Annotated in this window: 23 protein-coding genes and 1 pseudogene; 13 read left to right on the forward strand and 11 right to left on the reverse strand. The window is 71.1% G+C overall.

All coding sequences use genetic code 11. From position 1 onward, the window contains the following. Positions 1–28: 28 nt before the first annotated feature. Both FRZ03_RS10145 and FRZ03_RS10150 read left to right on the forward strand, forming a co-directional pair. The gene (locus tag FRZ03_RS10145) at positions 29–937 is read left to right on the forward strand and encodes an LLM class flavin-dependent oxidoreductase (RefSeq protein ID WP_146464817.1); all 909 of its coding nucleotides are present in this window, start codon (positions 29–31) and stop codon (positions 935–937) included. Then, on the forward strand, positions 934–3,927 hold the full coding sequence (locus tag FRZ03_RS10150) for an amino acid adenylation domain-containing protein (protein ID WP_146464818.1): 2,994 nt from the start codon (positions 934–936) through the stop codon (positions 3,925–3,927). The genes FRZ03_RS10145 and FRZ03_RS10150 overlap by 4 nt, the downstream gene beginning before the upstream one ends. A 60-nt stretch (positions 3,928–3,987) precedes the next feature. Here FRZ03_RS10150 and FRZ03_RS10155 read toward each other — a convergent pair whose 3' ends face one another. From FRZ03_RS10155 to FRZ03_RS10175, 5 genes are all read right to left on the reverse strand, one after another. Further along, the gene (locus tag FRZ03_RS10155; protein ID WP_146464819.1) at positions 3,988–4,227 is read right to left on the reverse strand and encodes a hypothetical protein; all 240 of its coding nucleotides are present in this window, start codon (positions 4,225–4,227) and stop codon (positions 3,988–3,990) included. Positions 4,228–4,442: 215 nt separating this feature from the next. Beyond that, positions 4,443–5,030, reverse strand: coding sequence for an MFS transporter (locus FRZ03_RS10160; RefSeq protein ID WP_146464820.1), 588 nt, complete (start codon positions 5,028–5,030; stop codon positions 4,443–4,445). A gap of 131 nt (positions 5,031–5,161) precedes the next feature. Continuing rightward, positions 5,162–5,869, reverse strand: a complete 708-nt coding sequence (locus FRZ03_RS39745; RefSeq protein ID WP_222443357.1) for an NADPH-dependent FMN reductase — start codon at positions 5,867–5,869, stop codon at positions 5,162–5,164. 289 nt (positions 5,870–6,158) lie between these two features. Beyond that, the gene (locus FRZ03_RS10170; protein ID WP_146464821.1) at positions 6,159–7,439 is read right to left on the reverse strand and encodes an amidohydrolase; all 1,281 of its coding nucleotides are present in this window, start codon (positions 7,437–7,439) and stop codon (positions 6,159–6,161) included. A 48-nt stretch (positions 7,440–7,487) separates the two neighbouring features. Next, positions 7,488–8,129: a trimeric intracellular cation channel family protein gene (locus FRZ03_RS10175; protein ID WP_261398829.1), complete on the reverse strand. Its 642-nt coding sequence runs from the start codon at positions 8,127–8,129 to the stop codon at positions 7,488–7,490. 197 nt (positions 8,130–8,326) lie between these two features. Here FRZ03_RS10175 and FRZ03_RS10180 point away from each other — a divergent pair, with 197 nt between their 5' ends. After that, positions 8,327–8,527, forward strand: coding sequence for an SDR family oxidoreductase (locus tag FRZ03_RS10180; protein ID WP_146464823.1), 201 nt, complete (start codon positions 8,327–8,329; stop codon positions 8,525–8,527). A gap of 525 nt (positions 8,528–9,052) precedes the next feature. On the opposite strand, the gene FRZ03_RS10185 is transcribed toward FRZ03_RS10180, so the two are convergent. Further along, entirely contained in the window at positions 9,053–10,699 is a 1,647-nt protein-coding gene (locus FRZ03_RS10185; protein ID WP_146464824.1) for an MFS transporter, read from the reverse strand. A 184-nt stretch (positions 10,700–10,883) separates the two neighbouring features. Beyond that, a complete protein-coding gene (locus FRZ03_RS40970; protein WP_464862187.1) occupies positions 10,884–11,684 on the reverse strand; it encodes an IclR family transcriptional regulator in 801 nt (266 codons plus the stop codon). A gap of 79 nt (positions 11,685–11,763) precedes the next feature. Between FRZ03_RS40970 and FRZ03_RS10195 the strand changes: the two are divergent. The 8 genes and pseudogenes from FRZ03_RS10195 (at position 11,764) to FRZ03_RS10230 (ending at position 18,914) form a co-directional block, all read left to right on the forward strand. Then, positions 11,764–12,932: pseudogene (locus tag FRZ03_RS10195) on the forward strand (cupin domain-containing protein). A 2-nt stretch (positions 12,933–12,934) separates the two neighbouring features. After that, positions 12,935–13,762 (forward strand): fumarylacetoacetate hydrolase family protein, encoded by an 828-nt coding sequence (locus FRZ03_RS10200; RefSeq protein ID WP_146464825.1) that lies wholly within the window; start codon positions 12,935–12,937, stop codon positions 13,760–13,762. Beyond that, positions 13,759–14,394: a maleylpyruvate isomerase N-terminal domain-containing protein gene (locus FRZ03_RS10205; protein WP_146464826.1), complete on the forward strand. Its 636-nt coding sequence runs from the start codon at positions 13,759–13,761 to the stop codon at positions 14,392–14,394. Before FRZ03_RS10200 ends, FRZ03_RS10205 begins: the two co-directional genes overlap by 4 nt. Before the next feature lie 27 nt (positions 14,395–14,421). Next, positions 14,422–15,675 (forward strand): FAD-dependent oxidoreductase, encoded by a 1,254-nt coding sequence (locus tag FRZ03_RS10210; RefSeq protein WP_146464867.1) that lies wholly within the window; start codon positions 14,422–14,424, stop codon positions 15,673–15,675. Further along, positions 15,672–16,865, forward strand: a complete 1,194-nt coding sequence (locus tag FRZ03_RS10215; protein WP_146464827.1) for a thiolase family protein — start codon at positions 15,672–15,674, stop codon at positions 16,863–16,865. The genes FRZ03_RS10210 and FRZ03_RS10215 overlap by 4 nt, the downstream gene beginning before the upstream one ends. Beyond that, the gene (locus tag FRZ03_RS10220; protein ID WP_146464828.1) at positions 16,862–17,554 is read left to right on the forward strand and encodes a 3-oxoacid CoA-transferase subunit A; all 693 of its coding nucleotides are present in this window, start codon (positions 16,862–16,864) and stop codon (positions 17,552–17,554) included. The genes FRZ03_RS10215 and FRZ03_RS10220 overlap by 4 nt, the downstream gene beginning before the upstream one ends. Beyond that, positions 17,554–18,225 (forward strand): 3-oxoacid CoA-transferase subunit B, encoded by a 672-nt coding sequence (locus FRZ03_RS10225; protein ID WP_146464829.1) that lies wholly within the window; start codon positions 17,554–17,556, stop codon positions 18,223–18,225. Before FRZ03_RS10220 ends, FRZ03_RS10225 begins: the two co-directional genes overlap by 1 nt. An 80-nt stretch (positions 18,226–18,305) precedes the next feature. Further along, positions 18,306–18,914, forward strand: a complete 609-nt coding sequence (locus FRZ03_RS10230; protein WP_146464830.1) for a TetR/AcrR family transcriptional regulator — start codon at positions 18,306–18,308, stop codon at positions 18,912–18,914. Positions 18,915–18,921: 7 nt separating this feature from the next. Here FRZ03_RS10230 and FRZ03_RS10235 read toward each other — a convergent pair whose 3' ends face one another. The 4 genes from FRZ03_RS10235 to FRZ03_RS10250 are packed head-to-tail and all read right to left on the reverse strand — an operon-like array spanning position 18,922 to position 22,352. Beyond that, on the reverse strand, positions 18,922–19,845 hold the full coding sequence (locus FRZ03_RS10235) for a LysR family transcriptional regulator (RefSeq protein WP_146464831.1): 924 nt from the start codon (positions 19,843–19,845) through the stop codon (positions 18,922–18,924). A 10-nt stretch (positions 19,846–19,855) separates the two neighbouring features. Continuing rightward, positions 19,856–20,998, reverse strand: coding sequence for an NAD(P)/FAD-dependent oxidoreductase (locus FRZ03_RS10240; RefSeq protein ID WP_146464832.1), 1,143 nt, complete (start codon positions 20,996–20,998; stop codon positions 19,856–19,858). Then, the gene (locus FRZ03_RS10245; RefSeq protein WP_146464833.1) at positions 20,995–21,183 is read right to left on the reverse strand and encodes a ferredoxin; all 189 of its coding nucleotides are present in this window, start codon (positions 21,181–21,183) and stop codon (positions 20,995–20,997) included. Before FRZ03_RS10245 ends, FRZ03_RS10240 begins: the two co-directional genes overlap by 4 nt. Next, on the reverse strand, positions 21,180–22,352 hold the full coding sequence (locus FRZ03_RS10250; protein WP_146464834.1) for a cytochrome P450: 1,173 nt from the start codon (positions 22,350–22,352) through the stop codon (positions 21,180–21,182). Before FRZ03_RS10250 ends, FRZ03_RS10245 begins: the two co-directional genes overlap by 4 nt. Positions 22,353–22,597: 245 nt before the next feature. On the opposite strand from FRZ03_RS10250, the gene FRZ03_RS10255 reads away from it, so the two are divergent. Next, positions 22,598–23,572, forward strand: coding sequence for a phosphotriesterase family protein (locus FRZ03_RS10255; protein WP_146464835.1), 975 nt, complete (start codon positions 22,598–22,600; stop codon positions 23,570–23,572). Between the two features lie 49 nt (positions 23,573–23,621). After that, positions 23,622–24,578 carry a phosphotriesterase family protein gene (locus tag FRZ03_RS10260; protein WP_146464836.1) on the forward strand — a complete coding sequence of 319 codons (957 nt, stop codon included), beginning with the start codon at positions 23,622–23,624 and terminating at the stop codon, positions 24,576–24,578. Position 24,579 lies beyond the last annotated feature (1 nt).

Consider the following 24,579-nt stretch of genomic DNA (forward strand, 5'->3'; position numbering starts at 1 on the left):
AAGAACAGATGGCGAAAGAGATGAAGACATGCGTGTCGGCGTCGTAGTGCTGCCCGAACACAGGTGGAGCGAGGCCCGCCGGATCTGGCGCGAGGTCGAGGAGATGGGCTTCGACCACGCGTGGACGTACGACCACCTGTCCTGGCGGACCCTGCGGGACGGCCCCTGGTTCGGCGCGATCCCCACCCTCACCGCGGCCGCCGCGGTCACCGGCCGGATCACCCTCGGGACCCTGGTCACCTCGCCCACCTTCCGGCACCCCGTGACCTGGGCCAAGGACGTCATGACCCTGGACGACGTGTCCGGGGGCCGTTTCGTGGCCGGGATCGGGGCCGGCGCGGGCGGGCAAGACACCACGGCACTCGGCGGTCCCCAACTGACGCTGGGCCAGAAGCAGGACCGGTTCCGCGAATTCGTGGAGACAGCCGACCGGCTGCTGCGGCAGAGCGCGACGAACCACCGAGGTGCCTACTACACCGCCGTGGACGTGCGCATGGAGCCGGGCTGCGTCCAACGCCCACGCCTCCCCTTCGCCCTCGCGGCGACCGGTCCGCGCGGACTGGCCCTTGCCGCCGAGCATGCCCAGATGTGGATCACCAACGGAGACCCGCGCAGATTCGGAGAAGTACCCGAGGCCGAGGGGCTCGACCTGGTGAGCCGTCAGCAGGAGCGGCTCGACGAGGCATGCGCCGGAATCGGCCGTGATCCCGCGGAACTCTCCCGGCTGATCAACGGCAGCGTCGTGGGCGACGAACCGCTCGCCTCGGTCGACGGGTTCGTCGACTTCGCGGGCCGCTGCGCGCAACGGGGCTTCACCGACCTCGTCGTCCACTACCCCCGTCGCTCGGCGCCGTTCGCCGGCGACGCGAAGACCTTCGAGCGCATCGCCGCCGACGCCCTCCCCGTGGTGCGCAGCTTCGAGAAAGGTGCCAGGTGACACAGCAGACACTCGCCCCGGACGCGATCGCCGCGCGCCTGGCCGAGGACCCCGACGCCCCCGCCCTCATCTACCGGGACCGCACCGTCTCGCGGGGCGAGCTCGATGCCGGCGCGACAGCCGTCGCCTCGGGCCTGCTCGGCAGGGGACTGCGGCCCGGGCAGCGGGTCGGCGTCCTGGTCTCCCGCTCCCCGGAACTGGTCATGGCCCTGCTCGGGATCCTGCGGGCCGGTCTCGTTTATGTCCCGGTCGACGGCACCGGCCCGACCGAGCGCGCCGCGCAGACCCTGCTCCGGGCGGAGTGCGCTGCGCTGCTCACCAACGCCCCGTACGCGGACCGCCGCCTCGGACTCGACGGCATGCACCTGGACATCGACGAGTTACTCCGCTCGGATCAACACACCACGCTGACCGCCGTCACCGGCACCGACAGTGCCTACGTCATCTTCACCTCGGGATCGACGGGCGTGCCCAAGGGCGTCGAGGTGACCCACGCCAACCTGGCCAACCTGTTCTTCGCCCTCGACGCCGAGATCCCGCTGCCGAAGCCGTGCGTGTGGCTCGCGATCACGGCGGTCACCTTCGACATCGCCGTCCTCGAACTGCTATGGACGGCGAGCCGCGGCATCCCGGTGGTCCTGGCCGAGACGGCGGAGACCAGGGAAACAGCCCTCCCGAACGGCGGCGCTCCCGCTCTACCGCATGAGTTGATCCTCCGGCACGGTGTCACCGCGATGCAGGGAACACCGACGTTCTTCCGCATGCTGCTGCACGACCCGGCGGCACGGGCGGCGATGGCGCGGCTCGACCTGATCCTGGTCGGCGGCGAAGCTCTGGACCCCACCCTTGCCAAAGGACTGAAGGCCCTCGGCGGCAACACCGTCATGAACATGTACGGCCCCACCGAGACCACGGTGTGGTCTACCTGCTGGACCGTGCCGGACGATCCCACCGAGATCCACGTCGGCCACCCGGTCGCGCACACCCGGGTGTACGTCGTCGACGAGCGGCTCGTCCCGGTGCCGGACGGCGAGCCGGGCGAACTGCTGATCGGAGGGCGCGGGGTGGCGAGGGGCTATGTGAAGGACCCCGACCTCACCGTCCTCCGCTTCATCAGCCACCCGGACCTCGAGCCCTGCGGATCGCTCTACCGCACCGGAGACCTCGCCCGGCGCACCCCGTCCGGGGACCTCGTCGTGTCGGGCCGTATCGACAACCAGGTGAAAGTCAACGGCCACCGCATCGAACTGGAGGAGGTCGAGGCCGCGCTGAACTCGCTGCCCTGGGTGACCGCCGCAGCCGCCTCCGTCCAGCAGGACGGGGAGGAATCGTTCCTCGCCGCGTACTACGTCGCCCGTGCCGGTGAGCCGGCCGACGAGCGGACGCTGCGCACCGCCCTCGCCGAACTGCTACCCACAGCCATGATCCCCGCCGTCCTCGCGTCCATCACCGCGCTGCCCGTCAACACCAGCGGCAAAATCGACCGCAAGGCCCTGCCCCCCGTGCGGCCTGCCACCGGCCCCGAGGCCGATCCACTCACCGCACTGGGCGCTTGCGTCCGGGAAGCCACGTCTCTGCTGGGTCGGCAGGTCCACGCCGACGACGACTTCTTCACCCACGGCGGCAACTCTCTGCTCGGCATGCGCCTGGTCAGCCGACTGCGCCGACTGCACGGCCTCTCCATCGGCGTGGCGGCCCTGCACCGTGGCCGTACCCCGCGCGCCATGGCCGACGCGGCGGTGCCCGTCCCCGCCGAGACCGCCGCCGGACCCGTCCACCGAGCACCGGTCACGGACGGCCGCTTCGACATCTGGGTCCGCGAGCAGATGCTCCCCGGCGACCCCGCACAACTCCTGGTCACCTCCTACGCAGTGGAACCCGCCGTACCGGAGGAGCTGGTGCGTACGGCGTTCGGCATGCTCTTGGCCCGCCACCCCGCCCTGCGGACGACCTACCGGTACGAGGAAGACGTGCTGTGGGCGCATCTGCTCCCCGGCGAGTGCGCCAAGGTCGAGGAGTGGGCGGTGAGCACCCCCGAGGGCGAGGTCGCCCCCGCCTGGATCGGCCCCTTCGACCTGGAGTCCGAGCCACCCGCCCGGTGCTTCGTCACCCGCTCCGACACCGGCACCGTCGTCACCTTCGTCGTGCACCACATCGCCTGCGACGGCTGGTCCGAGGAGGTGATCGCCCGCGACTTCGCCACCGCGTTGGCAGGCGGCCTGAAGCAGCCGGAGCGCGACCGCGTGTACGTCGAGCCTCGTCGGAGCGAGGCCGAACTGACGGCTGCCCGGAGCTACTGGGCGGACCTCCTCAAGGGATCACGCTCCCTCGACCTCGAACCCGGCGACCCCGAAAGTCCGCAGACCGGCGACTTCCTGCGCTGGACGCTGTCCGCGAACCATACGCGATGGCTCGGCGCGGCGGCCGGGGGAGACCTGCACGCCGGTTTCCTGACCTGGCTCGCGACGGCACTGCGCACGGTGACCGGGACACCCGACTTCTGCATCGGCTCCTACTACGCGGGTCGGGAGGACGCGGACGAGGACGCCGTCGGCTATTTCGTGCGCCCGGTCCCGGTGCGGTTCTCGGGCGACCCGGACGTGCGCGGCCAGTGGCTGAGGTCCGTGTCTCAGGTCCCGCTCTCCATGCAGGACCTGATGGGCCTCGCGCCGACGACAGGGCGACGGCCGGGCACACCTCCCGTCTTCCAGGCCGCCATGACGTACCAGAACGTTGCCCCCGCCGGCATCCAGGCCGCCGACCGGGCCATCCGCCGCATTGAGGTCCGCCCGCTCGCGTCACCCTTCCAACTGCACTTGGAGGTACGCCCGTTGGCTAACGGCAGCACGTTGGTCGAGTTGCAGTGGGACCCACGCGCCGTGGCCACGGCCTGCGTCCATCGCTTGCGTGATGTGCTGGTGACCGATGCGGAACGCATGGCGAGTACGAAAGCCAAGTTGTCTACCGCAAAGCGCGAGCCCCGAACATGAAGCCCGAGAGCCACTTGTGCACCAGCGGCGCCTTGTGGACTTTTTCCGGGCGCTCGCCGATCACGCCAAGCGCGATGCGTACCAGTAGCCGGCGGCCTCGGCCGCCGCGGCGAGATCGAGCACGGCGCGCGCTGGCCGGGGCCCGCCGTACGCGGCCCGATCCTGGGCGTGCACCTGGTCGAGGTCGGCGCGGTAGACGAGCGGGCGGGAAGCGGCGGGCAGCAGCCCGGCGGCGTGGGCGAGCAGGCCGGCCAGCGCGACCCCGAGTTTCGTGATGCCCGAGTACGACCGCACCCTCAAGCCCGCCCGGAAAGATGCCCAAGCCACCACCGATAACGCGGGCTTGCCCAGGCGGCCCTGGGCAGGCCCTCGCACTGTTGGGAGGCTTGCCCGGGTCAGCGGCCCGCTCGGCCCTTGCGGCGGGACGGCGCCGGTCGGGATCCGGGGTCATCGGTTTCACCGCGGTTGCCCCCGTGGAGGTGTGAAGCCCACGGGGGCGGACCGGTCGTTTGAGCTCAGTGAGCGTTCTGTGGCTGCTCGGAGGCCTGTGGGGCCACCAGGTTCTTCACGGGCTCAGCGTCGATGATCCAGATGTTTCGTTTCCGGTCGGCCAGGGATGCCGAGAGGGCGAGTAGGAGTGCTGACGTTGCGACGATGAGGACGACCAGGAGGGCGCCTTCGACGCCATGACTCTGTGCAAGGTTGCCGGAGACGGCTTGTCCTGCGGCGGTTCCGAGGGGGCCGCCGGCGCAGAGGATGGTCATGGCGACCGCTGCCCGTTCCGTGGGGGCGAGCCGTTCGGTCAGTGCGTACAGGCTGATCATGTAGGGCGCGACGGTGAAGCTCGCGACTGCGACCGCGGCGGGGACGGACACCAGTTGGGCACCGAGGAAGAGGACCAGCATGCCGGCGAAGAGGGTGGCGGCGAAGGAGACGTAGCGGGCGCGCAAGGTGAACCGTGACGGGAGCCATGCGCAGGCGGCGCCGGCCAGGGCACTGCCGATCCCGAACTCGGCGTACACGAGTCCGGAGGCACCAGGCTTGTCGATCGAATTGGCGTACACGGTGACGGCCGTCTGGACCGCGCCGAAGATCGCTCCCATCGCGCGGTGTGAGCTGGTGCGCGGGGACCATCACGTGATTCGAGCTGGCCAGGACCTCGCTCAGGAACCACCCCGCGTATGCAGGGACCAAACGCCCTGCGTGCCTCGGGACTTCGCGATGCTGAGACCACCTACGCGTGCGCGGGGACCACACACCGCGGCCAACCCCCAGCCGGCGACGGGGGACTACCCCGGCGTACGCGGGGACTACGGCTGCGCGGGCGGCCTGGCCGATGGGCGGCGGGGGCGCCCCCGCGTGCGTGGGAACCACGAAGGCGGCCTGGTCGCACTCGGCAAGGGCGTCGCGGACCATGCTGCAGGTGCGTCCGGTCGACCGGGGGCTTTCCGCGGCTTGCATTTGAGCGGCGTGAAGGCGCAGAAGGGTGCCTTCCAGTCGTCGTAAGACGGGTCGGTGACACCGTTCGCATTGTGAGTCCACTCACTCGAACGGGCGTGTGAAGTTTCCCCGCCGCGACGCCCGGCCTACTCGTCATTGTTTGCTCGCAAACTACAACGCATGGGAGATGGTCTGTGCGTGAGGGGTGATCTTCCTGCGGTCGAATGGGTGTGCGCGAGGCCAGGGCGCCCGGAATGGATCGGTTGTACTCAGGGGTCACGAACAGGAGGGCATCCGCGGAGGCGATGGCATCCTTGAGCGCCTTGCCCTCAGCCGGGTAGTCGCTGTCGTAGTCGTAACTGTATAGAGGAAGATCCTTGATCGGGATCTCAAAGAATTCCAAATCAGATGGGGCCAGCCGGATCAGAGCTTTCGACAGCGTCCGGTTGATGGAGTGAGTCGCCAGGCTTCCCACGAAGTAGCCGACCCTGTACGTAGTCATCGGTTCCTCGATTTAATTCAGTGCGCGTCTTGTGTTCTTCCGTTTTTGCGTGTCACGCGCTCCGGCGGGCAGGGAGTTCCGCAAGGAACGAAACCACGGCCGGGAGCAGAGCGCGTGCCGGCAGGTCCGTCCAGGTGACTGCGTGCGTCCACCGCCGCCCACCCGCATTCCTTGACGGAGGTGTGAAGCGCGGTGCGGAGAGCCGAAGCCGCGCCAGCTGCGCAGACTGCCGCCGAGGCGGTCGATTGCCCTGTGCTGCGGCATCAGAGACGAACCGGCGCCGGAAGGCTCATCGGCTCGTTCGGCCCGGTTTCCCGAGGTGGGTGAGTGCGGCTGTGACCAGGGCCTGGACGCCGGTGTCCAGGGTGGGCTGCAGGACCGGTGCGAAGCGGGGGCTGTGGTTGACCGGGATGTCCTGGGCCACGGTGCCGCGTTGCCGGGCGGCCTGGTAGGCGTCCGGATCGGCGCAGCCCAGGGCCCAGTAGGCGTACGGGGTGCCGAAGGCGTCCGGGATCCGGCTGAAGTCCTCGCTGGCGCTCTGCAGCTCGACAGTGACCGCGCGTGCTCCGAACCTCGCGGCGAAAGCGGCGGAGACCTCGCGGGTCACGACGTCGTCGTTGACAGTCGGCGGAAAGCGGGTGCCCTCCTCGATCTGCGGCGCGCGAGTCGCCCCCGAGGCGTCACACTCGGCATGGACGATGCGCCGCACGGCTGCCAGGACGGCCCGCCGGGTCTCGTCGTCGTACGTGCGCACGTTGACCAGTAGTTCGGCCGACTCCGGAATCACGTTGCCGCTCGAGCCTGCCTGGACGGAGCCCACCGTGACCACGACCGGCTGGGTCGCCGCCAGCTCGCGCGAGACAATGGTCTGGAGCCGGACGACGATCATTGAGGCGATCACCACGGGGTCGATGGCGGCCTGCGGTGCCGAGCCGTGAGCGCCCCGGCCATGGACAGTGATCTTCACATTGTCCGCCGCGGAGAGAAAGGACCCGGCGCGCGTGCCGACCTGCCCGGCCGGATAGGGAAGCACATGCTGGGCGAAGGCGACGTCCGGGCGGGGAACACGGTCGGTCAGCCCGTCGGCGAGCATCCGGTCAGCGCCGTCCCCCGGTTCCTCGGCAGGCTGGAACAAGGCCACCAGTGTGCCCTGCCACGCCCCCGGCGCGCCGGACATGAGTCGCGCAGCCCCCAGCAGGCAGGTGACGTGCATGTCGTGACCGCAGGCATGCGCCACGGGCCCCCGGCGGCCGGAAGCGTCCGTGGCTTCGGCCGTGCTGGCGTAGGTCAGACCGGTCTCCTCAAGGACCGGCAGAGCGTCCATGTCGGCCCGCAGCAAAACGGCCGGACCCTCACCGTTGGCCAGCACACCGATCACACCGGTGCCGCCGATCCCCTCGTGCACCTGGTAACCCCAGTTTCTCAGGCGTTCCGCCACCCGGGTCGCGGTGCGGTGCTCCTGGTGTCCCAGCTCGGGGTGGGCGTGCAGATCCTTGTAGACCTCTTCAAGCTCGGAGCGGATGTCATCGAGCCCGGCCAGAACAGCATCTGCGGAGTCTTTGGGTGTCATGGCTGTGTACTCCTGCATCTCGGTGGGTGAGCGCAGCGCCCGTTCCTGTCAGGGATCCCGGTCCTTGGTCGTCCCCGGCCGCCAATCGCGGCTGTTCGGCAGCTTCCAGCCCCAGTGGAACGCGGCCAGCCGCAGCGAGATACCGATCGTGATTCCGGCCAGGACGCCTACGGTGGGTACGCCGAACCGGCTGCAGACCACCATCACCGCGCTCACCACGATCGCGACGGTCGCGTACAGCGGTGCGCCGCCGAAGATGGAAGGGGTCCGCGCGAGCAGCAGGTCCCGGATCGCACCGCCGCCGACCGCTGTGATGGTGCCCAGCAACACGGCCGGCAGCCACCCCAGGCCGACAGCGAGCGTCTTCTGCGCCCCAGCGACCGCCCAGACGCTCAGCGCCGAGGCATCCAGGACGTTGAAGGCGCAACCGGACGCGTGGCGGCTCAGATCGGCTACGAAAGCCAGCAGGGTGCCGGCAGTGGCGACCGTGAGATAGGTGTAGTCGGTCAAGGCCACAGGTGTGCCGTGCTGCAGCAGAGTGTCGCGGAGGATTCCACCGCCCAGACCGGAGACGATGCCGATGACCAGGAAGCCGAACAGATCCAGACGACTGGCCCGGGCCAGCACCCCGCCAAGCGCGCCGTTGGCGAACACCCCGCTCAGGTCCAGCGCCCGGGTCAGCTCGGTCACGCTCTCAGGCGACAACGACCGGGCCACAGACACCAGCGTCTCCCTTCACACTTCCACCATCGAAACAGCCGAAGGTGCCACGCGCCCGCCGGGCATGGCATGCGAGGCAGCTTCTCCGGCCACTGGTCGGCCGGACTGCGCCTGTGGCGTCCGTTCGCAGGTCGGGTGCCATGGGTGGGGAGATCCACTAAGCAGGTGTGGAGTCACCCCCGAGCAGGGGGTCGGTTTTTCAACGAGCGCCATTTTTCCGTACCGGGTACCCGGACGGCGCAGCGGGCCGATGCTTCACCGACCCCGACGATATCGCCGCACTGGCGCTCTTCCTCGCCTCCGACAGCGCCAAGTCCATCGCCGGGCAAACCATTCCCATCGACGGCGGCTCGAAGGCTGCGCAGTGACACTCGACGGGAAGCGCTGTTGCAGCAGGGGGGCCGGCGGTAGCGCCAGCTCCTTTCGGAGCGTCGACCACTGTCCGTCGGTCACTACGGGCCGCCGGAACGCTCGTGCCGGTCTCCCTCGGCAGGGCGCGATGGTGACGGGGGACACGCCGTGGGTAGCGGTATCTTCCGCGAGGCCCGCTGCCGAGCCAGCTCCGCGTGCTTTGCCCACGCTGGTCACGAGCCCAGGCCGTGTGCGAGCTTTTGGGAGCGATGGGCACGGCACTGGACGCTGCAGCGATCTGGCGGAGGATGTTGGCCGACGTGCATGAGCGGGCGTGTGGTCGCCGGTATTCGAGTGCGGCTCGTCGGATCGGCGGTCGGGTGCGTGGCTTCGGTGCCCGGGGCGGTTGTACCCACGCTGCGCAAGGTTCGAGCGGCGGGCGGCCCAGGGCTCCCGAACCGGGCCCTGCCGCAGCCCAGCGGCGTGTGGCGGACGGGCCGTGCGCCACAATCGTCCCGGTGGCGTCCGGCAGGATACGGAGGTCAGGGATGCACGGCGCCGGCAGCCGGTTCCGGCCCGTTGTCGTGACCGGGCTGGGCGGGCGCAGTCACATCCTGCCCGGCGGCACCGCGGGCGTGGAGGCCGACCATGCCGAAGGCGGTGAGCGCGCAGGCGACGGCGGCCGCCGCGCCGCATACCAGGAACGCGGTACCGAACCCGCTGCCAAGGGCGTCGAGGGCCAGACCGTGGGCAGCGGAGCCCGTGGCGCCGAGTGGCAGGCTGTTCACGGCGAGGGGACCGCCGGCTGCCGCGATCTCGTGTGCCGCCGCTGTTTGAGCGGTCGGCAGGCCGGCGTCGGAGAGGTTCGCCACGAAAGCCGACCCCGCGTTGCTGAGGGCCACCGCGCCGACCACGACCGGGCCAAGTGCGAAGCCGAGGTCACGCAGCATGTTGGTGGTGGCGCTGGCCATGCCGGCCAGGCTCGGGGGCACGCTATTCAGCGCCACGGCCGTCACGGAACTGACAGTCAGGGCGAAGCCGATGCCGATCAGCAGGGCGGGCACCACGAGCGCGCCGAGCCGGGGATCGGTGACGTCCAGCCGGGCGCACAGCAGACAGCCGACTGCTGTCAGGGCGAATCCCGAGGTCAGCAGCCAGGTCGGGGCTACCCGGTGCAGCAACCGCGAGACGACCGGGATGAGCAGGAAGGCGGGCCCCTGCAGGAGCAGGAAGGGGATCGCCACGCGGATGGGGTCCTGGTGCTGCACCGGGCCCAGCCACATGCTCGTCGCGAAGCAGGCGCCGAGGAAGGCGAACATACCGATGACCGCCGCCGCGGAGGACACGGCGAAGGCGCGGTTGCGGAACAGCCGCAGGTCGAAGATCGGTGACTCGGCCCCCAGCTCCACCACGACGAATCCCGCGAGGAAGACTGTGCCGAGAATGAGGGAGAGCATGACGGGCAGGGCGGTCCAGCCCGACTCGGGTCCCTCGACGGCGCCGTACAGCACCAGGATGAGGCCGAGGGCGAAGGTGGTCTGACCGGCCACGTCGAGCCTGCGGCCCTCGGGTGCTTTCGACTCGGTGGCCAGCGCCACGGTGAGCACCATGCTGACCAGGGCGAGGCCGACGAGCACCCAGAAGGAGCCGCGCCACGACCCGACTTTGGCGAACATGCCGCCGAGCAGGGGGGAGACGGCGGCGCCGGCGGACAGGAACCCGCTCCAGACCGCGACGGCGTGCGCCCGCTGCCGCATGTCGCGGGTGACGGCGGTCAGTGCGGTGAGCGAACCCGGGAACATGGCCCCGGCGCCCAGTCCGTTCAGAGCGGCGCCGAGCCAGAGCACCTGGACGGTGGGGGCCAGCGCGGCGACGGTGCTGCCGGCGGCGACCAGAGCAGTGCCCGCAACGACGAGCCTGCGGCGTCCGAACAGGTCGCCGAGGACGCCGAAGGTGAACTCGAAGCACACCACCGAGATCATGAACGCGGCGGTGATCCAGGTGAGTTGCGAGCCGTGGGTGTTCAGGTCCTGCTGGAACAGTCCGTTCAGCGAGGCCGGCAGCGCGTTCGCGACCTGGGCCACGAAGACCGCGCCGCAGGCGGCAGCCAATGTTCCCGCGTAGCCCGGCTTCCGGGCGGCCCCCGCGGTTGGGCCCGGGGACGTCGCAGTCCCGTTGTTGAGCGTCATCGCTGATTCTCCCTGACTGGAACTTCGGGTCTCCCGGAAGCGGGAACCCGAAGCGTGGAAGCGCTCGGCTCCGCGCACGCGGTGGGGGAAAGGGCACGTCGCGCGTCCGGCGTGGTGCCGTGGAGAATGACACTTTGCTTTACGTCACGTCAAGGAAATGTGCGTGAGGTAGAGACACTGTTCTTCAAGTAAGGGTGGCGGGTGGGGCTTTACGGCTGGCCCGCCCAGTCCTCTTCCAGGGCGTGCGCCGCGGCCTCCAGCGTGGCGACCAGCGAGCGCAGGCGCTGCGGGTCGTAGCGCACGCTGGGCATCGAGACGGAAAGGCCGGCCAGCGCGGTGCCGTCCCGGCCGCGCACCAGGACGCCGACGGCACGAGACCGCGCTCGGACCGCTCCTTGTTGACGGCGAAACCGTTGCGGCGCAGGCGTCTGAGCTCCGTCCGCAGCCGCGCGAGGTCGGGGCGGTCGGCCGGGCGGTCGCGGTAGCGCTCGGGGGCGTAAACGTTCTCCAGCTCCTCGTCGGTCAGGTGGGCGAGCAGGAGGAGTCCCGCCGTGGTGCGGTGGGCGGGGAAGACCATCCCCTCCCGGGACCCGACCCGAAGGGCCTGTCGGCACTCGACGCTGGCGATGAAGCGCACCGTCTCCCCGGTGCGCACGATCAGGTTCGCCGTCTCGTCGAGGAGATCGACGACCCGATGCAGGTGAGGAAGAGCCACCGTGCGCAGCAGTGACACGAGCGACTGGGAGTGAGCGGCCAGCTCCAGCACCGGGCCCGCGCGGTAGACGCGGTCCTCGCCCCGCACGGCGAAGTCCCGGTAGACGAGCATCGCCAGGATGCGGTGGGCCGTCGACCGGGCGACACCCAGGCGCTCCGCGAGCTCCGCCACGGTCGCGCCGCCCTCCATCTGCAAGATGGCCGCCGCTCGCAGCGCGTGGTCCACGCTGGCGATGGGATAGGGCGGCGGAGTCTTCAGCGGCTTGTCCATCGCGACCCTCCCGACCCTCCGGAATTCTGCTATGCAGAATCCCCATGTTCCATCCACAGACGCCATGCACGCTGACTCCGTGACTGAGTCCTCCCTCACCCAAGACATCGCCACGGGCTTCCCGGTGCGGCTCCAGGCCGTCGCCGCGGAGGGGCAGCCCGAGGTCACCCCAGAGCTCGAGGAGCTGTACCGGGGCTTCGAGCAGGAGCTGCTCGTCCCGCTGTGGACCGAGATCGGCGACCTGATGCCGGCCCACCCACGCTCGCGCGCCGTGCCGCACCTGTGGCGCTGGGAGCGGCTGCGCGAGCTGGCCGCACAGGCCGGAGACATCGTGCCGGTCGGGAGGGGCGGGGAACGCCGCGCGATCGCGCTGGCCAACCCGTCGCTCGGCGGCAGGCCCTTCGCCACGCCGACGCTGTGGGCGGCCATCCAGTACCTGATGCCCGGTGAGGACGCGCCCGAGCACCGGCACACCCAGCACGCCTTTCGCTTCGTCGTCGAGGGCTCGGGCGTGTGGACGGTCGTCGAGGGCGACCCTGTGCCCATGAACCGGGGCGACTTCCTGCCGCAGGCCGGCTGGAACTGGCACGCCCACCACAACGCCACCAGCGAGCCGATGGCCTGGATCGACGGCCTGGACATCCCGTTCCAGTACGTCACCGAGGCGCAGTTCTTCGAGTTCGGCCGCGACGAGATCGGCGACGCCGAGCGGATCACCCCCGAGCGGTCCCGCTCCGAGCGGCTGTGGGCCCACCCCGGCCTGCGCCCGCTGTCGGCCACCCCGGCCACCCCGGCCACTCCGGGCAGCCCGCTGCTGTCATACAAGTGGCAGTACACCGACGCCGCGCTGGCCGACCAGCTGCTGCTGGAGAAGGAGGGCTTCGGCGGCACCATCGAGCCTGGGCACGCCGCCGTGCGCTATTCCAACCCGCACGACGGCTCCGACGTCCTGCCGACGATCCGCGCCGAGTTCCACCGCGTCGCCCGCGGCGCCGAGACCGCCCCGGTGCGGAGACCGGCTCGTCCGTCTACCAGGTCTTCGACGGCTCCGGCGTGGTCACCGTCGGCGACACGTCCTGGACGGTCACGCGCGGCGACCTGTTCGTCGTCCCGTCCTGGGAGCCGTTCTCCGTGAAGTCCGAGGCCGGTGACTCCGACTCCGACGCCGGCGCCCTCGACCTATTCCGTTTCTCAGACGCGCCCGTCTTCGAGGCGCTGAAGCTCGACCGCACCCAGAAGGACCGCTGACCATGAAGCTCGCCACCCTCCGCACCGCCGACGGCACCCGGGCGGTCCGCCTCGACGGCGACACTCTCGTCGACCTCGGCTACGCCGACCTGGGCGAGCTGTTCGCCGAGGATGACTGGCTGGGCAAGGCCGCCACCACGTCCGGCACCGCCTACCCCGTCGAGGGCGCCGACTTCGCGCCGGTCGTCCCGAACCCCTCCAAGGTCGTCTGTGTCGGCCACAACTACACCAACCACATCAAGGAGATGGGCCGGGACCTGCCCAGCCACCCGACCCTGTTCCCGAAGTTCGCCGAGACCCTGATCGGCGCGAATGACGACATCGCCAAGCCGGCCGAGACCGACTCCCTGGACTGGGAGGTCGAACTGGCCGTCGTCATCGGCAAGCAGGTCCGGCGCGCCGACGAGCAGCAGGCCGCCGACGCCATCGCCGGCTTCACCGTCATGAACGACATCTCGCTGCGCGACTGGCAGTTCCGCACCATCGAGTGGACCCAGGGAAAGATCTGGGAGGCCACCACCCCGCTCGGACCGTACGTCGTCACCCCCGACGACGTCGGCGGCGTACGCCCCGCGCTCAAGGTGAAGACGGTCGTCGACGGCGAGGTCATGCAGCAGGACGACACCGGCACGCTGCTGTTCGACCCGGTCTTCCTCGTCCAGTACATCTCCACCGTCATCACGCTGAAGCCCGGCGACGTCATCGCCACCGGCACCCCGGCCGGCGTCGGCAACGCCCGCGACCCGAAGGTCTTCCTGCTGCCCGGCCAGACCGTCGTCACGGAGATCGCCGGCCTCGGCGCCTGCACCAACAATGTGGTCGAGGGATGACCGACGCCCCCCGCACCCTCAAGGACGCCCGCGCCTGGGCCAGTACCGGAACCGAACTGTTGCTCGACGCCGTCGCGGGCCTGGACGAGGACGCCTTCTCGGCGCCCAGCGTGCTGCCGGACTGGACGCGCAAGCACCTGGTGGCGCACGTCGCCGCCAACGCCGACGCGCTCGGCAACCTGGTGTGCTGGGCGGCCACCGGCGAGGAGAGGCCCATGTACGCCTCCGCCGAGGAGCGCGCCGCCGGCATCGCCAAGGGCCCCACCCTGTCGGCCGACGAGCTGCGCTCCTGGCTGACGGACTCCGCGCAGAAGCTCGCCGCCGGACTGGACGGGCTCACCGAGGAGCAGTGGGGCCACCAGGTCGTCACCGCCCAGGGCCGAACCGTGCCCGCCACCGAACTGCCGTGGGTGCGCGCCCGCGAGGTCTGCGTCCACGCCGTCGACCTCGGCACCGGCGTCGTCACCTTCGCCGACCTGCCGAAGGGCTTCCTTGCCGCGCTCGTCGCCGAGATCCAGGCGAAGCGCGGCCTCGCCGAGCTGCCCGACGGCCCTCTGCCGGAGGTCGCCGCCTGGCTGGCGGGCCGGCCCCACTCGCTCACCCACGCCCCCGAGCTCGGCCCCTGGCTGTAGAGGAGTGCACTCATGTCCCATCCAGATGTGATCGTCGTCGGCGGCGGCATCGGCGGCCTCGGCGCCGCCTTCTCGCTCACCCGCCAGGGCCTCGCCGTCCGCCTGCTGGAGAGCGCCCCCGCCTTCGGCGAGGTCGGCGCCGGCATCCAGCTCGCCCCCAACTGCACCCGCATCCTCGACGACTACGGCCTCCTCGACGAGGCCAAGAGCCTAGGCGTCGTCCCCGACGCGATGGTCATGCGGGACGCCGTCGACGGCGAGGAGCTCACCCGCCTCGACCTGCGCGACCTGGAGAGCCGTTACGGCTACCCCTACCTGGTCATCCACCGCAGCGACCTGCACGGCCTGCTGCTGCGCGCCTGCGAGCGCGCCGGGGTCGAGCTGATCAACGACGCCCAGGTGACCTCGTACGAGAACACCGACGGCGGGGCCCGCGTGACCGTCGCCTCCGGCGCGACCCACGAGGCCGGCATGGTGATCGCCGCCGACGGCCTGCACTCGGCCGCCCGCAAGCTGTTCGCGCACGACCAGCCCGTGTCCTCGGCGTACGTCGCCTACCGCGGCACCGTCCCCGCCGAGCAGCAGCGCGTGCGGTCCGTCGACCTCAGCGAGGTCGTCGTGTACATCGGCCCCCGCTGCCACTTCGTCCACTACGGCCTGCGCGGCGGCGAGATGCTCAACCAGGTCGCCGTCTTCGAGTCACCCAAGGCGCTCGCCGGCCGCGACGACTGGGGCACGCCCGACGAGCTCGACGCCGCCTTCGCCGGCACCTGCGGCTTCGTCCGCGACGGACTGCCCTTCATGTGGCGGGACAAGTGGTGGCGGATGTTCGACCGGAACCCCATCATGCAGTGGGTGCACGGCCGGATCGCCCTCCTCGGCGACTCCGCGCACCCTCCGCTGCAGTACATCGCGCAGGGCGCCATCATGGCCATCGAGGACGGCTGGGTGCTGGGCGAGCACGTCGCCCGCAACCGGGCCGGGGACGGCACGGTCGACTGGGCGGCCGCGCTCGCCGCGTACGAGGCCGTCCGGCCGGAGCACTGCCGCCGGGTGCTGACCACGTCCCGCAAGTGGGGCGAACTGTGGCACCTCGACGGTCTCGCCCGCGAGCAGCGCAACGCCCTGCTGCGCGCCCGCGACACCTACGACTACTCCTTCACGGACTGGCTGTACGGGCCGACCGCCCTGACGCCGGACCAGGAACCGGAGATGTTCACGCCGATCCCGCTCTCCTCGGCGGCCGTCGGCGAGGCAGCCCTCGCCGGGGGCGCGGCATGAGCGACGCCTACCTCTACGCGGCGGCCCGCACCCCGTTCGGCCGGTTCGGCGGCGCGCTCGCCGGGGTGCGGCCCGACGACCTCGCCGCGACCGCGCTGACCGGCCTGCTCGACAGGACCCCGGACCTGGACCGCGCCGCGATCGGCGACGTGGTGTGGGGCAACGCCAACGGCGCCGGCGAGGACAACCGCAACGTCGGCCGGATGGCTGCGCTGCTGGCCGGACTGCCGGTGAGCGTGCCCGCCACGACCGTGAACCGGCTGTGCGGCTCCAGCCTCGACGCGGCGATCATCGCCTCCCGCGCATTGGAGTCCGGCGACGCGGACATCGTCGTCGCCGGTGGCGTGGAGTCCATGACCCGCGCCCCCTGGGTGCTGCCCAAACCGGACCGGGCCTTCCCCGCCCGCGACGTCACGGCCGTCTCCACCACCCTCGGCTGGCGGCTGGTGAACCCCGTGATGCCGAAGGAGTGGACGGTCTCGCTGGGCGAGTGCAATGAACTGCTTCAGGAGAAGTTCTCCCTCTCCCGCGAACGCCAGGACGCGTTCGCGGTGCGCTCGCACCGCCTCGCGGCCGCCGCCTGGGACGAGGGCTTCTACGACGACCTGGTCGTGCCGGTGGACGGACTCGCCCGCGACGAGGGCATCCGCCCGGGCACCTCCCTGGAGAAGCTGGCGGCCCTGAAGCCGTCGTTCCGCCCGGACGGGACGATCACCGCGGGCAACGCCTCACCGCTGAGCGACGGCGCCTCGGCCCTCCTGCTGGGCACCGCCGCCGCGGCCGGCCGGATCGGCCGGGACCCCGTGGCCCGGGTCGCCGGGCGCGGTGTGCACGCGGTCGAACCACAGATGTTCGGCTACGCCCCCGTGGAGGCCGCCGAGAAGGCGCTGCGCCGGGCCGGCATCGGCTGGGCCGACGTCGGCGCGGTAGAGCTGAACGAGGCGTTCGCGGTCCAGTCGCTGGCCTGCGTAGACGCCTGGGACGTGGACCCGGAGAGCGTCAACACCCGCGGCGGGGCCATCGCCCTCGGGCACCCCCTGGGCGCCTCCGGCGGCCGCCTCCTCGGCACGCTGGCCGCGGTGCTGCGCGAACGGCGCCGGCGTTGGGGCCTCGCGGCCATCTGCATCGGAGTGGGCCAGGCCCTCGCCGTCGTCCTGGAGAACGTGACTGACGAGGTGAGCCTGGGATGACCACGACCATCGCCGTCGGCCCCGACGAGGCCGTCGCCGACGTCGAGGACGGCTCCACCGTACTGGTGGGCGGTTTCGGCCTGGCCGGCATGCCGTTCGACCTGATCGACGCCCTCATCCGGCAGGGTGCCGGGGACCTGACGATCGTCTCCAACAACGCCGGCAACGGCGACGTGGGCCTGGCCGCGCTGCTCAAGGCCGGCCGGGTGCGCAAGGTGATCTGCTCCTTCCCCCGGCAGAGCGACTCCTACGTCTTCGACGACCTGTACCGGGCCGGCCGGGTCGAACTGGAGGTCGTGCCGCAGGGCACGCTCGCCGAGCGGATGCGCGCCGCCGGGGCCGGCATCGGCGCCTTCTACAGCCCGGTCGGCGTCGGCACGCCCCTGGCCGAGGGCAAGGAGACCCGGGAGATCGACGGACGCGTCCACGTCCTGGAGTTCCCGATCCAGGGGGACGTGGCACTGATCTCGGCCCACCGCGCGGACACCATGGGCAACCTCGTGTACCGCAAGACCGCCCGGAACTTCGGCCCCGTCATGGCCACCGCAGCCCGTACCGTCGTCGTCCAGGTCACCGAGATCGTGCCCGCCGGCGGGATCGACCCGGAGACCGTGGTCACCCCGGGCATCTACGTCGACCGCCTGGTGCGGGCCAAGGCCCGCCGGCTGACCGTGCAAGGAGCCCGCTGATGACGACCGCCGCAGCCCCCGCCGTGGAGCACACCGACCGCGGTCCGCTCACCACCGACGAACTCGCCGCCCGGATCGCCCGCGACATCCCGGCCAGTTCCTACGTCAACCTCGGCATCGGGCAGCCGACCCGGATCGCCGAGCACCTGCCGCGGGACGCCGGAGTCGTGCTGCACACCGAGAACGGCATGCTCGGCATGGGCCCGGCCGCCACCGGCGACGAGGTCGACCCCGACCTCACCAACGCCGGCAAGGTGCCCGTCACCGAGCTGCCCGGAGCGGCCTACTTCCACCACGCCGACTCCTTCGCGATGATGCGCGGCGGGCACCTGGACGTGTGCGTCCTCGGCGCCTTCCAGGTGTCCCAGCACGGTGATCTGGCGAACTGGCACACCGGCGATCCCGACGCGATCCCCGCCGTGGGCGGTGCGATGGACCTCGCCGTGGGAGCCCGGCAGGTCCTGGTGATGATGAAGCTTTTCACCCGGGACGGCGCCCCGAAGCTCGTGCCCGCGTGCACGTACCCGCTCACCGGGCCGGGCTGCGTCCACCGCGCCTACACCGACTGCGGCATCTTCGCCGTCGGCCCGGACGGCGTCCGGGTCCTGGAGACGTACGGCAGCTCCGTCGCAGCCCTGCGGGAGCGGCTGGACGTCGAACTGAAGGACTGAGGGCTGCACACGACGTCGGCACCACGGGCTGTGCGTAAGCTGAGCGTTCGCCGTGCCGGGACGGGGTTAGGATCTCCGGCATGGCCACCCTTCGTGAGGCACAGAAGCAGATGACCCGCCGTCTGCTGCTGGAGTCGGGACTCAAGCTCTTCAAAGCGAAGGGATACGCCGCCACCACAGTGGACGACATCGCCACCGCCGCCGGCACCACACGCGTCACCTTCTACGCATACTTCCCCTCCCGCAGCGAGCTGATGCGGGCGCTCATCGACGAGCAGCTCAACGAGGCGCTCCAGCGCGTCCGCTCGCCCGAACACGGCTCCACCGCCAAGGACCTCGTGACCACGGTCGCCGACGGCACACGGGACGCCATCCTGGCCTGGCTGCGCCGGACCGCCGAGAGCTGGCCGGTGATCCGGCCGATCATCCGGATCGGCCGGGACGCCGCGGTGATCGATCCGGACCTGCCCGACCTGGTGGAGCGCTGGCTGGAGGAGGCCGTCAGCGACATCGAGGACGGCCTCACCGCGGCCGGCCGCTTCGAGCCCCACCAGCGGCACTTCCGCGGTGTGCTCGCCATGTCCCAGCTCGATTACGTGGCCCAGCACTGGGACGGCTCCGACTGGAAGCTGACCCGCGACCAGATGCTGGAGGAGCTCGCCGACAGCTGGGTGCGCCTGCTGAACTGACCGGCGCTCACAGCCCCGCCGCGACCTCCAGCAGCAGCGTCCGCAGCCACGCGACGAAGTGCTGGTCGGTCAGCCTCGGATTCCACACCATGTCGATCCCGAGCCCGGGAAGCGGGAAGGGGAACTCCTCGATCCGCAGATCGGAGAGCCGCCGCATGGCGACGGCGACCTGGTGCCGCAGCAGCGCGACACCGCCGGCGCGGGCCACCAGGAAGGGCACCAGCAGGAAGTCGGAACTCAGCTGCCCGACCCGGTAGGGGATGCCCTTGTCCTCCAGCACCGAGTAGGGGAAGACCCGCCGGTCGGTGTCGACCACGACGTGCGGCTGGGTCGTCAGCAGCTCCAGGGCGTCGGCCTGCGCGGGCGTGTCCGGTGCGGCCACCACCACGACCCGGTCGTCGTACAGCCGCTCCCGCGGGTACGGCGAGAAGTGCCCCTCGGAGATCAGCACGACGTCGACGCCCTGATCGGTGAAGGTCGACTCGCTCGGCACCGTGATCGTCCGCAGCCGCAGCGTGGCGAGCGGGGCGCGCTCCCTGACGAGCCGGGTCAACCGGGGCCCGACGACGAACGCCGTGCTGGTCGTCATGGCGACCGTGATGATTCGCCGGTCCGTCGCGGGGTCGAAGACGGGGAAGTTCACGATGCGTGCCGTCTGCTGGAGGGCGCTGCGCAGCGGCCCCACCAGCTCCAGCGCGCGCGGCGTCAGCGTGACGCCGCTGCCCTGCCGGACGACCAGGTCGTCCCCGAGCAGGCGCCGCATCCGGGTCAGGGCGTGGCTCATCGCGGGCTGGGAGAGGCCGACGCGCTCCGCGGCCTTGGTCACCGACCGTTCCTCCAGGAGCGCGAGAAGGGGCACCAGCAGGTTCAGGTTGACCGACGCCAGCCGGTCCAGGCCCGAACTCGTGGTGCCCCGTTCCTCCGCGCTCATGGGGCGCAGCCTACGCGGCCGCCTGGGTCATCCGGCGCAGCCGGGGGATCGGTAGGCGGTAGTCCAGGGCGACGACGTCCGCGGTGCCGTCCGCGTGCGCCCAGCGCATCAGCGCGGGCCCACCGCCGGGCTCCCCGTCGGCGTACTCCGGCTCGCCCTCCACGGGAAGGGTGCCGACCGCCTTCAGGCTCAGCCCGAACTGCTCCGTCCAGAAGTACGGCTGGAACCGCAGCGGCGGGGTCGCCTCGCCGTGCAGGAGCGCCCGCGCCGCGACCTTCGCCTGCTCGATAGCGCTGCTCCACAGGGGGACGCGGCGCGGACCCCGCGCGGTGGGGAAGGCCGCGAGGTCCCCGACGGCCGCCACGTCGGGCCGGACGAGGCCGCGCGCGTCGACCTCGACGGCGCCCCGCGCGGTGAGCCCGGAGCCCGCGAGCCACTCCGTGTTGGGGATGTCGCCCGCGGCGGTGAGCACCACCTCGGCCTCCAGCACACCGCCCTCGGCGAGCACGACCCGCGGCCCCCCGCCGCCGTCCTCGAGCCGGGCCTCGGCGGTCTCCACCAGCCGGAGTCCCCGCTCCAGCGCGGCCCGCACGAAGACGCTGGCGAGATACGGGCCGAGCTGCTGCCGCAGAGGTGTGCCCTGGGAGACGAGGGTGACCTCGCAGCCGGAGGCCAGGCAGCCGGAGGCGATCTCCATGCCGAGCGGGCCGCCGCCCACGACGACGACCGACGGTCCGGCCGCCACCCGGCGGCGCAGGGCCAGCGCGTCGTCGAGCCCGCGCAGGGTGAGCTCGCCGGGCAGGTTGGACAGCCGCCGGGCCCGCGACCCGGTGGCCAGCACCAGACGGTCGTACGGCAGGGCCGTGCCGTCCTCGAGGGAGACGAGCTGGCGGTCCAGGTCGAGGCCGGTCGCCCGTACCCCGAGCAGTTCGGTCGCCCCGTGCCCGGCGGGCGGCAGCTCGTGCGCGGTCAGGTCGTCGCCGTCGAGCAGCAGCGCCTTGGACAGGGCCGGGCGGCTGTACGCGGGGTGCCGTTCGTCGCCGACGATGGTCAGCTCGCCGTCGAACCCGGCCTCGCGGAGGGTGTCGGCCGCGGTGAGCCCGGCGATGCCGTTGCCGACGACGACTACGCGCCCGGGGGCCGCGGCGCTCATGCAATCCTCAGGGCCGCGACGGGACACACCCGCACGGCGGCGTTGGCGAGGGCGGCGTCGGCCGCGTCGAACTCCTCGCGGTCCAGGACCAGTTCGCCCTCGTCGTCGAGGTGCATCAGCTGCGGGGCGGCCTCCTCGCACAGGCCGTGGCCCTCGCAACGGGGGCGGTCGAGAATGATCTTCATGCGGGGATCGCCTCCATGACGGGGAGCTCCTCGATGCTCCGCGTGGTGTTGCCGGGGACGCGGACCTCGGGTCCGACGACGAGGCGTTCGACCCGCCGGGACAGCGCCTCGATCACGGCGTGAGCCTCCAGCCGGGCGAGCCCCTGGCCCGCGCAGCCGTGCGGGCCGTAGCCGAACGACAGATGGTCGACCGGGTTGCGCTCGACGAGGAACGCGTCCGGGTTCTCGTAGTGGCGCGGGTCCCGGTTGCCGGCGCCGAACAGGATCGCCACCTGCGCGCCCGCCGGGATGTCGACCTCCTCGATCGTGACGTCCTTGGTGACGCGGCGGCCCCAGGCGTGCAGGGGAGCCCAGAAACGCAGCACCTCGTTGAACGCGGCGGGCACCAGCGAGGGGTCCTCGCGGACGAGGGCGAGCTGCTCGGGGTGGCGGGCGAAGAGGGCGACGAGGTTGCCGATGGCGGCGATGGTCGTGTCGACACCGGCGCCGAGGTACTGGTGGATGATGTGGCCGGCCGAGTCCGGCGGGATGGCGCCGCGGGCCTCGGCGTCGAAGATGCCGCGGCCCACGGATCCCTCGGCGAGGTCGCCGGCGGTGACCTGGGAGCACCAGGCGTACAGCTCGCCGGCGATCGGGAAGTTCTCGGCGGTGCGCTGGTTCATGGGGCCGAGGACCTGCATCGCGGCCTGCCCCCAGCGCAGCATGTTGGCGCGCACCTCGCCGGTGAAGCCGATGAGGTCGGCGACGACCTCGAGCGGGAAGGCGCGGGCGAGCGCGTCGATGGCCTCGAAGGAGCCCATCGCGACGAGTTCGCGGACGAGGGCGTCGGCCTTCGCCGTGATCGAGCCCTTCAGGCCGCGCAGCGCGCGCGGGGAGAGGTTCTCGGTGAGCGTGGCGCGCAGTTGGGTGTGCACGGGCGGGTCGGAGGCGAGCGAGGTGCCGGTCAGCGCTTTGTTGGCCATCGGATTGAATGCGACCGAGGACGAGGAGAACGACTCCCAGTCGCCGAGGGCGCCGCGGATGACGTCGTACCGCGTCAACGCGTAGACGTCGTTGCGTGGCAGGTGCACGACGGGGCCGCGTTCCCTCAGGTCGGCGTAGACGGGGTACGGGTCGAGGACGACTTCGTCGGCGAAGAGGTCAACGTCGGAGGCAGGCGGGGTGCTCATGCCCCTCAGTGAAATGTCCGCCCTTACATCGAGCAAGTGAATGCTTGGCATGCTCCGACATGCACGACGTGCATGTCGCACGCCATCCGGACCCGCACAAGGGGGTTCCGAAGTGCTCGCGCAACCCATGGCGAATTGTTTTTCCGTGGTGTTCGTTTCATTGACGGCGTGTAAAGCAAATCGATACGGTGACGGCAGCCACAGGGGTGCGTGGGCACCCCACACCGGACATGTGAGGCATGCGCATGAGCGTCGAGAGCAACACCGTCAACACCGTCCTGGGCCCGGTGCCGGCCGCCGAGCTGGGCGTCGTCTCGGTCCACGAGGCGCTGCTGTCGGTGGTGCCGGGCGCCGAGCACGCCTACGACATCACCCTCGACCGCGCCGAGATTTTCGAGACCCTGGCCGCCAGGCTGAAGGACTTCAAGGCCCACGGCGGCGGCACGATCGTCGACAGCACCGGCATGTTCCACGGCCGCGACGTCCGGCTCTACGAGACCCTCGCCCGTGCGACGGGCGTGCACATCGTCGCCTCGACCGGGCAGGGCCCCGAGGACATGCTCGGCGGCTACTTCCTCACCCCGCAGACCAACCCGCCCACACCGTGGCCGGCCGAGAAGTTCGCCGACCTCTTCACCAAGGAGGTCACCGAGGGCATGGTCGTCCCGCGCGTCGAGCGCCGCGGCCCGGCGGGCCTGGTGGCCACCACCGCCACCCGCACCGGCATGACCGCGACCGACGAGAGCCTGTTCCGGGGTGCGGCCCGGACCGCGCTCGCCACCGGCGTCCCCCTCTCCATCCGCCACGGCGCCGATGCCGTGCACGACCTCGACGTCGTCCTAGAGGAGAAGCTGCCCGCCGACCGCGTCGTCGTCGGCGGACTCGACCGCAAGGACGCCGTCACCTCCGGGGCGGCCCGGGAAATCGCCCGCCGCGGCGCCTACGTCGCCCTCGACCACGTCGGCACGGAGGACGAGGACCACGTCACCGACGCAGAACGGACCGCTCTGGTCGCCGAGCTGGCCGGGGCCGGACTCGCCGGCCGGGTCCTGCTGTCCAGCAGCGCCACCGGCGTCGCCAAGGGGCACACCGGCACCGACGTGCCGTACAGCCACGTCCTGACCAGCTTCGTCCCGCTGCTGAGGGCCCGGGGTCTCAGCGACGAGGACACGCGCCGGATTCTCGTGGACAACCCGCGGGACCTGCTGTCGGTGCGCTAAGCGCACCGGCACCGACGACCATCAAGTCTCTTTCTCAAAGGTGAGTGTTGTGTCGAGAGTGAACACGGTCCTAGGGCCGGTCCCGGCCGAGGAACTGGGCCTCGTCGCCGTCCACGAGCACATCGGATACGGCATGCCCGGCTCCGAGCTGGACACCAAGTGGTGGAAGACGCCCGAGGAGCGGTACGAGGAGACCGTCCCCAAGCTGCGCCGGTTCCACGAGTTGGGCGGCGGCACGTTCGTCGACGTCACCGGCATCTGCAACGGCCGTGACGTCGACTACTACAGGTCCCTGTCCGCGAAGACCGGCGTGCACATCGTCGCCTGCACCGGCTTCGTCGGCGGCGACACCGCCCTGCCGCACTTCGCGAATGCCGGCGTCGACTACCTGGTGCGGCAGTTCGTCCACGAGATCACCGTCGGCATCGGGGACACCGGCAGCCTCGCCGGCGTCATCAAGGTCGGTGTGAGCCGGGGCGGCCGGATGACCGACCTGGACAAGCGGATCTACCGGGCCGCCGCCCGCGCCGCCCTCAGCACCGGCGTGCCGATCCTCACCCACCTTGCCATCGACGCCGAGAACGCCATAGCGATCTTCGACGAGGAGGGACTGCCCCTGGACCGCGTCCTGTTCGGGCACGTCGACGACGGCGTCAACGCCGACAAGACCCGCGACGTGTGGATCGCCGAGCGGGGCGGCCGTATCGGCTTCGACACCTTCGGCTACGAGACCGAGCTGCCCGACCCGCCGTTCTGGGCCCGCCCACGCAAGGAACGCCTCGACCACTTCCTGCGCTTCATCGACGGCGGCCGCCGGATCCACCAGGTCCTCGCCTCCGCCGACGCCAACTGCTCACCGCTCGGCTGGCCCGGCGTCAAGGGCCACACCGTCAACTACATCTTCGAGGACCTCATCCCGGACCTCCGCGCCGCCGGCCTCGACGAGACCGCGATCAAGACGATCTTCGTCGACAACCCCGCCGCCTTTTTGACCCTCCAGAAGTAGA

The sequence above is a fragment of the Streptomyces misionensis genome (assembly GCF_007896895.1).
Taxonomy (GTDB): domain Bacteria; phylum Actinomycetota; class Actinomycetes; order Streptomycetales; family Streptomycetaceae; genus Streptomyces; species Streptomyces misionensis_A.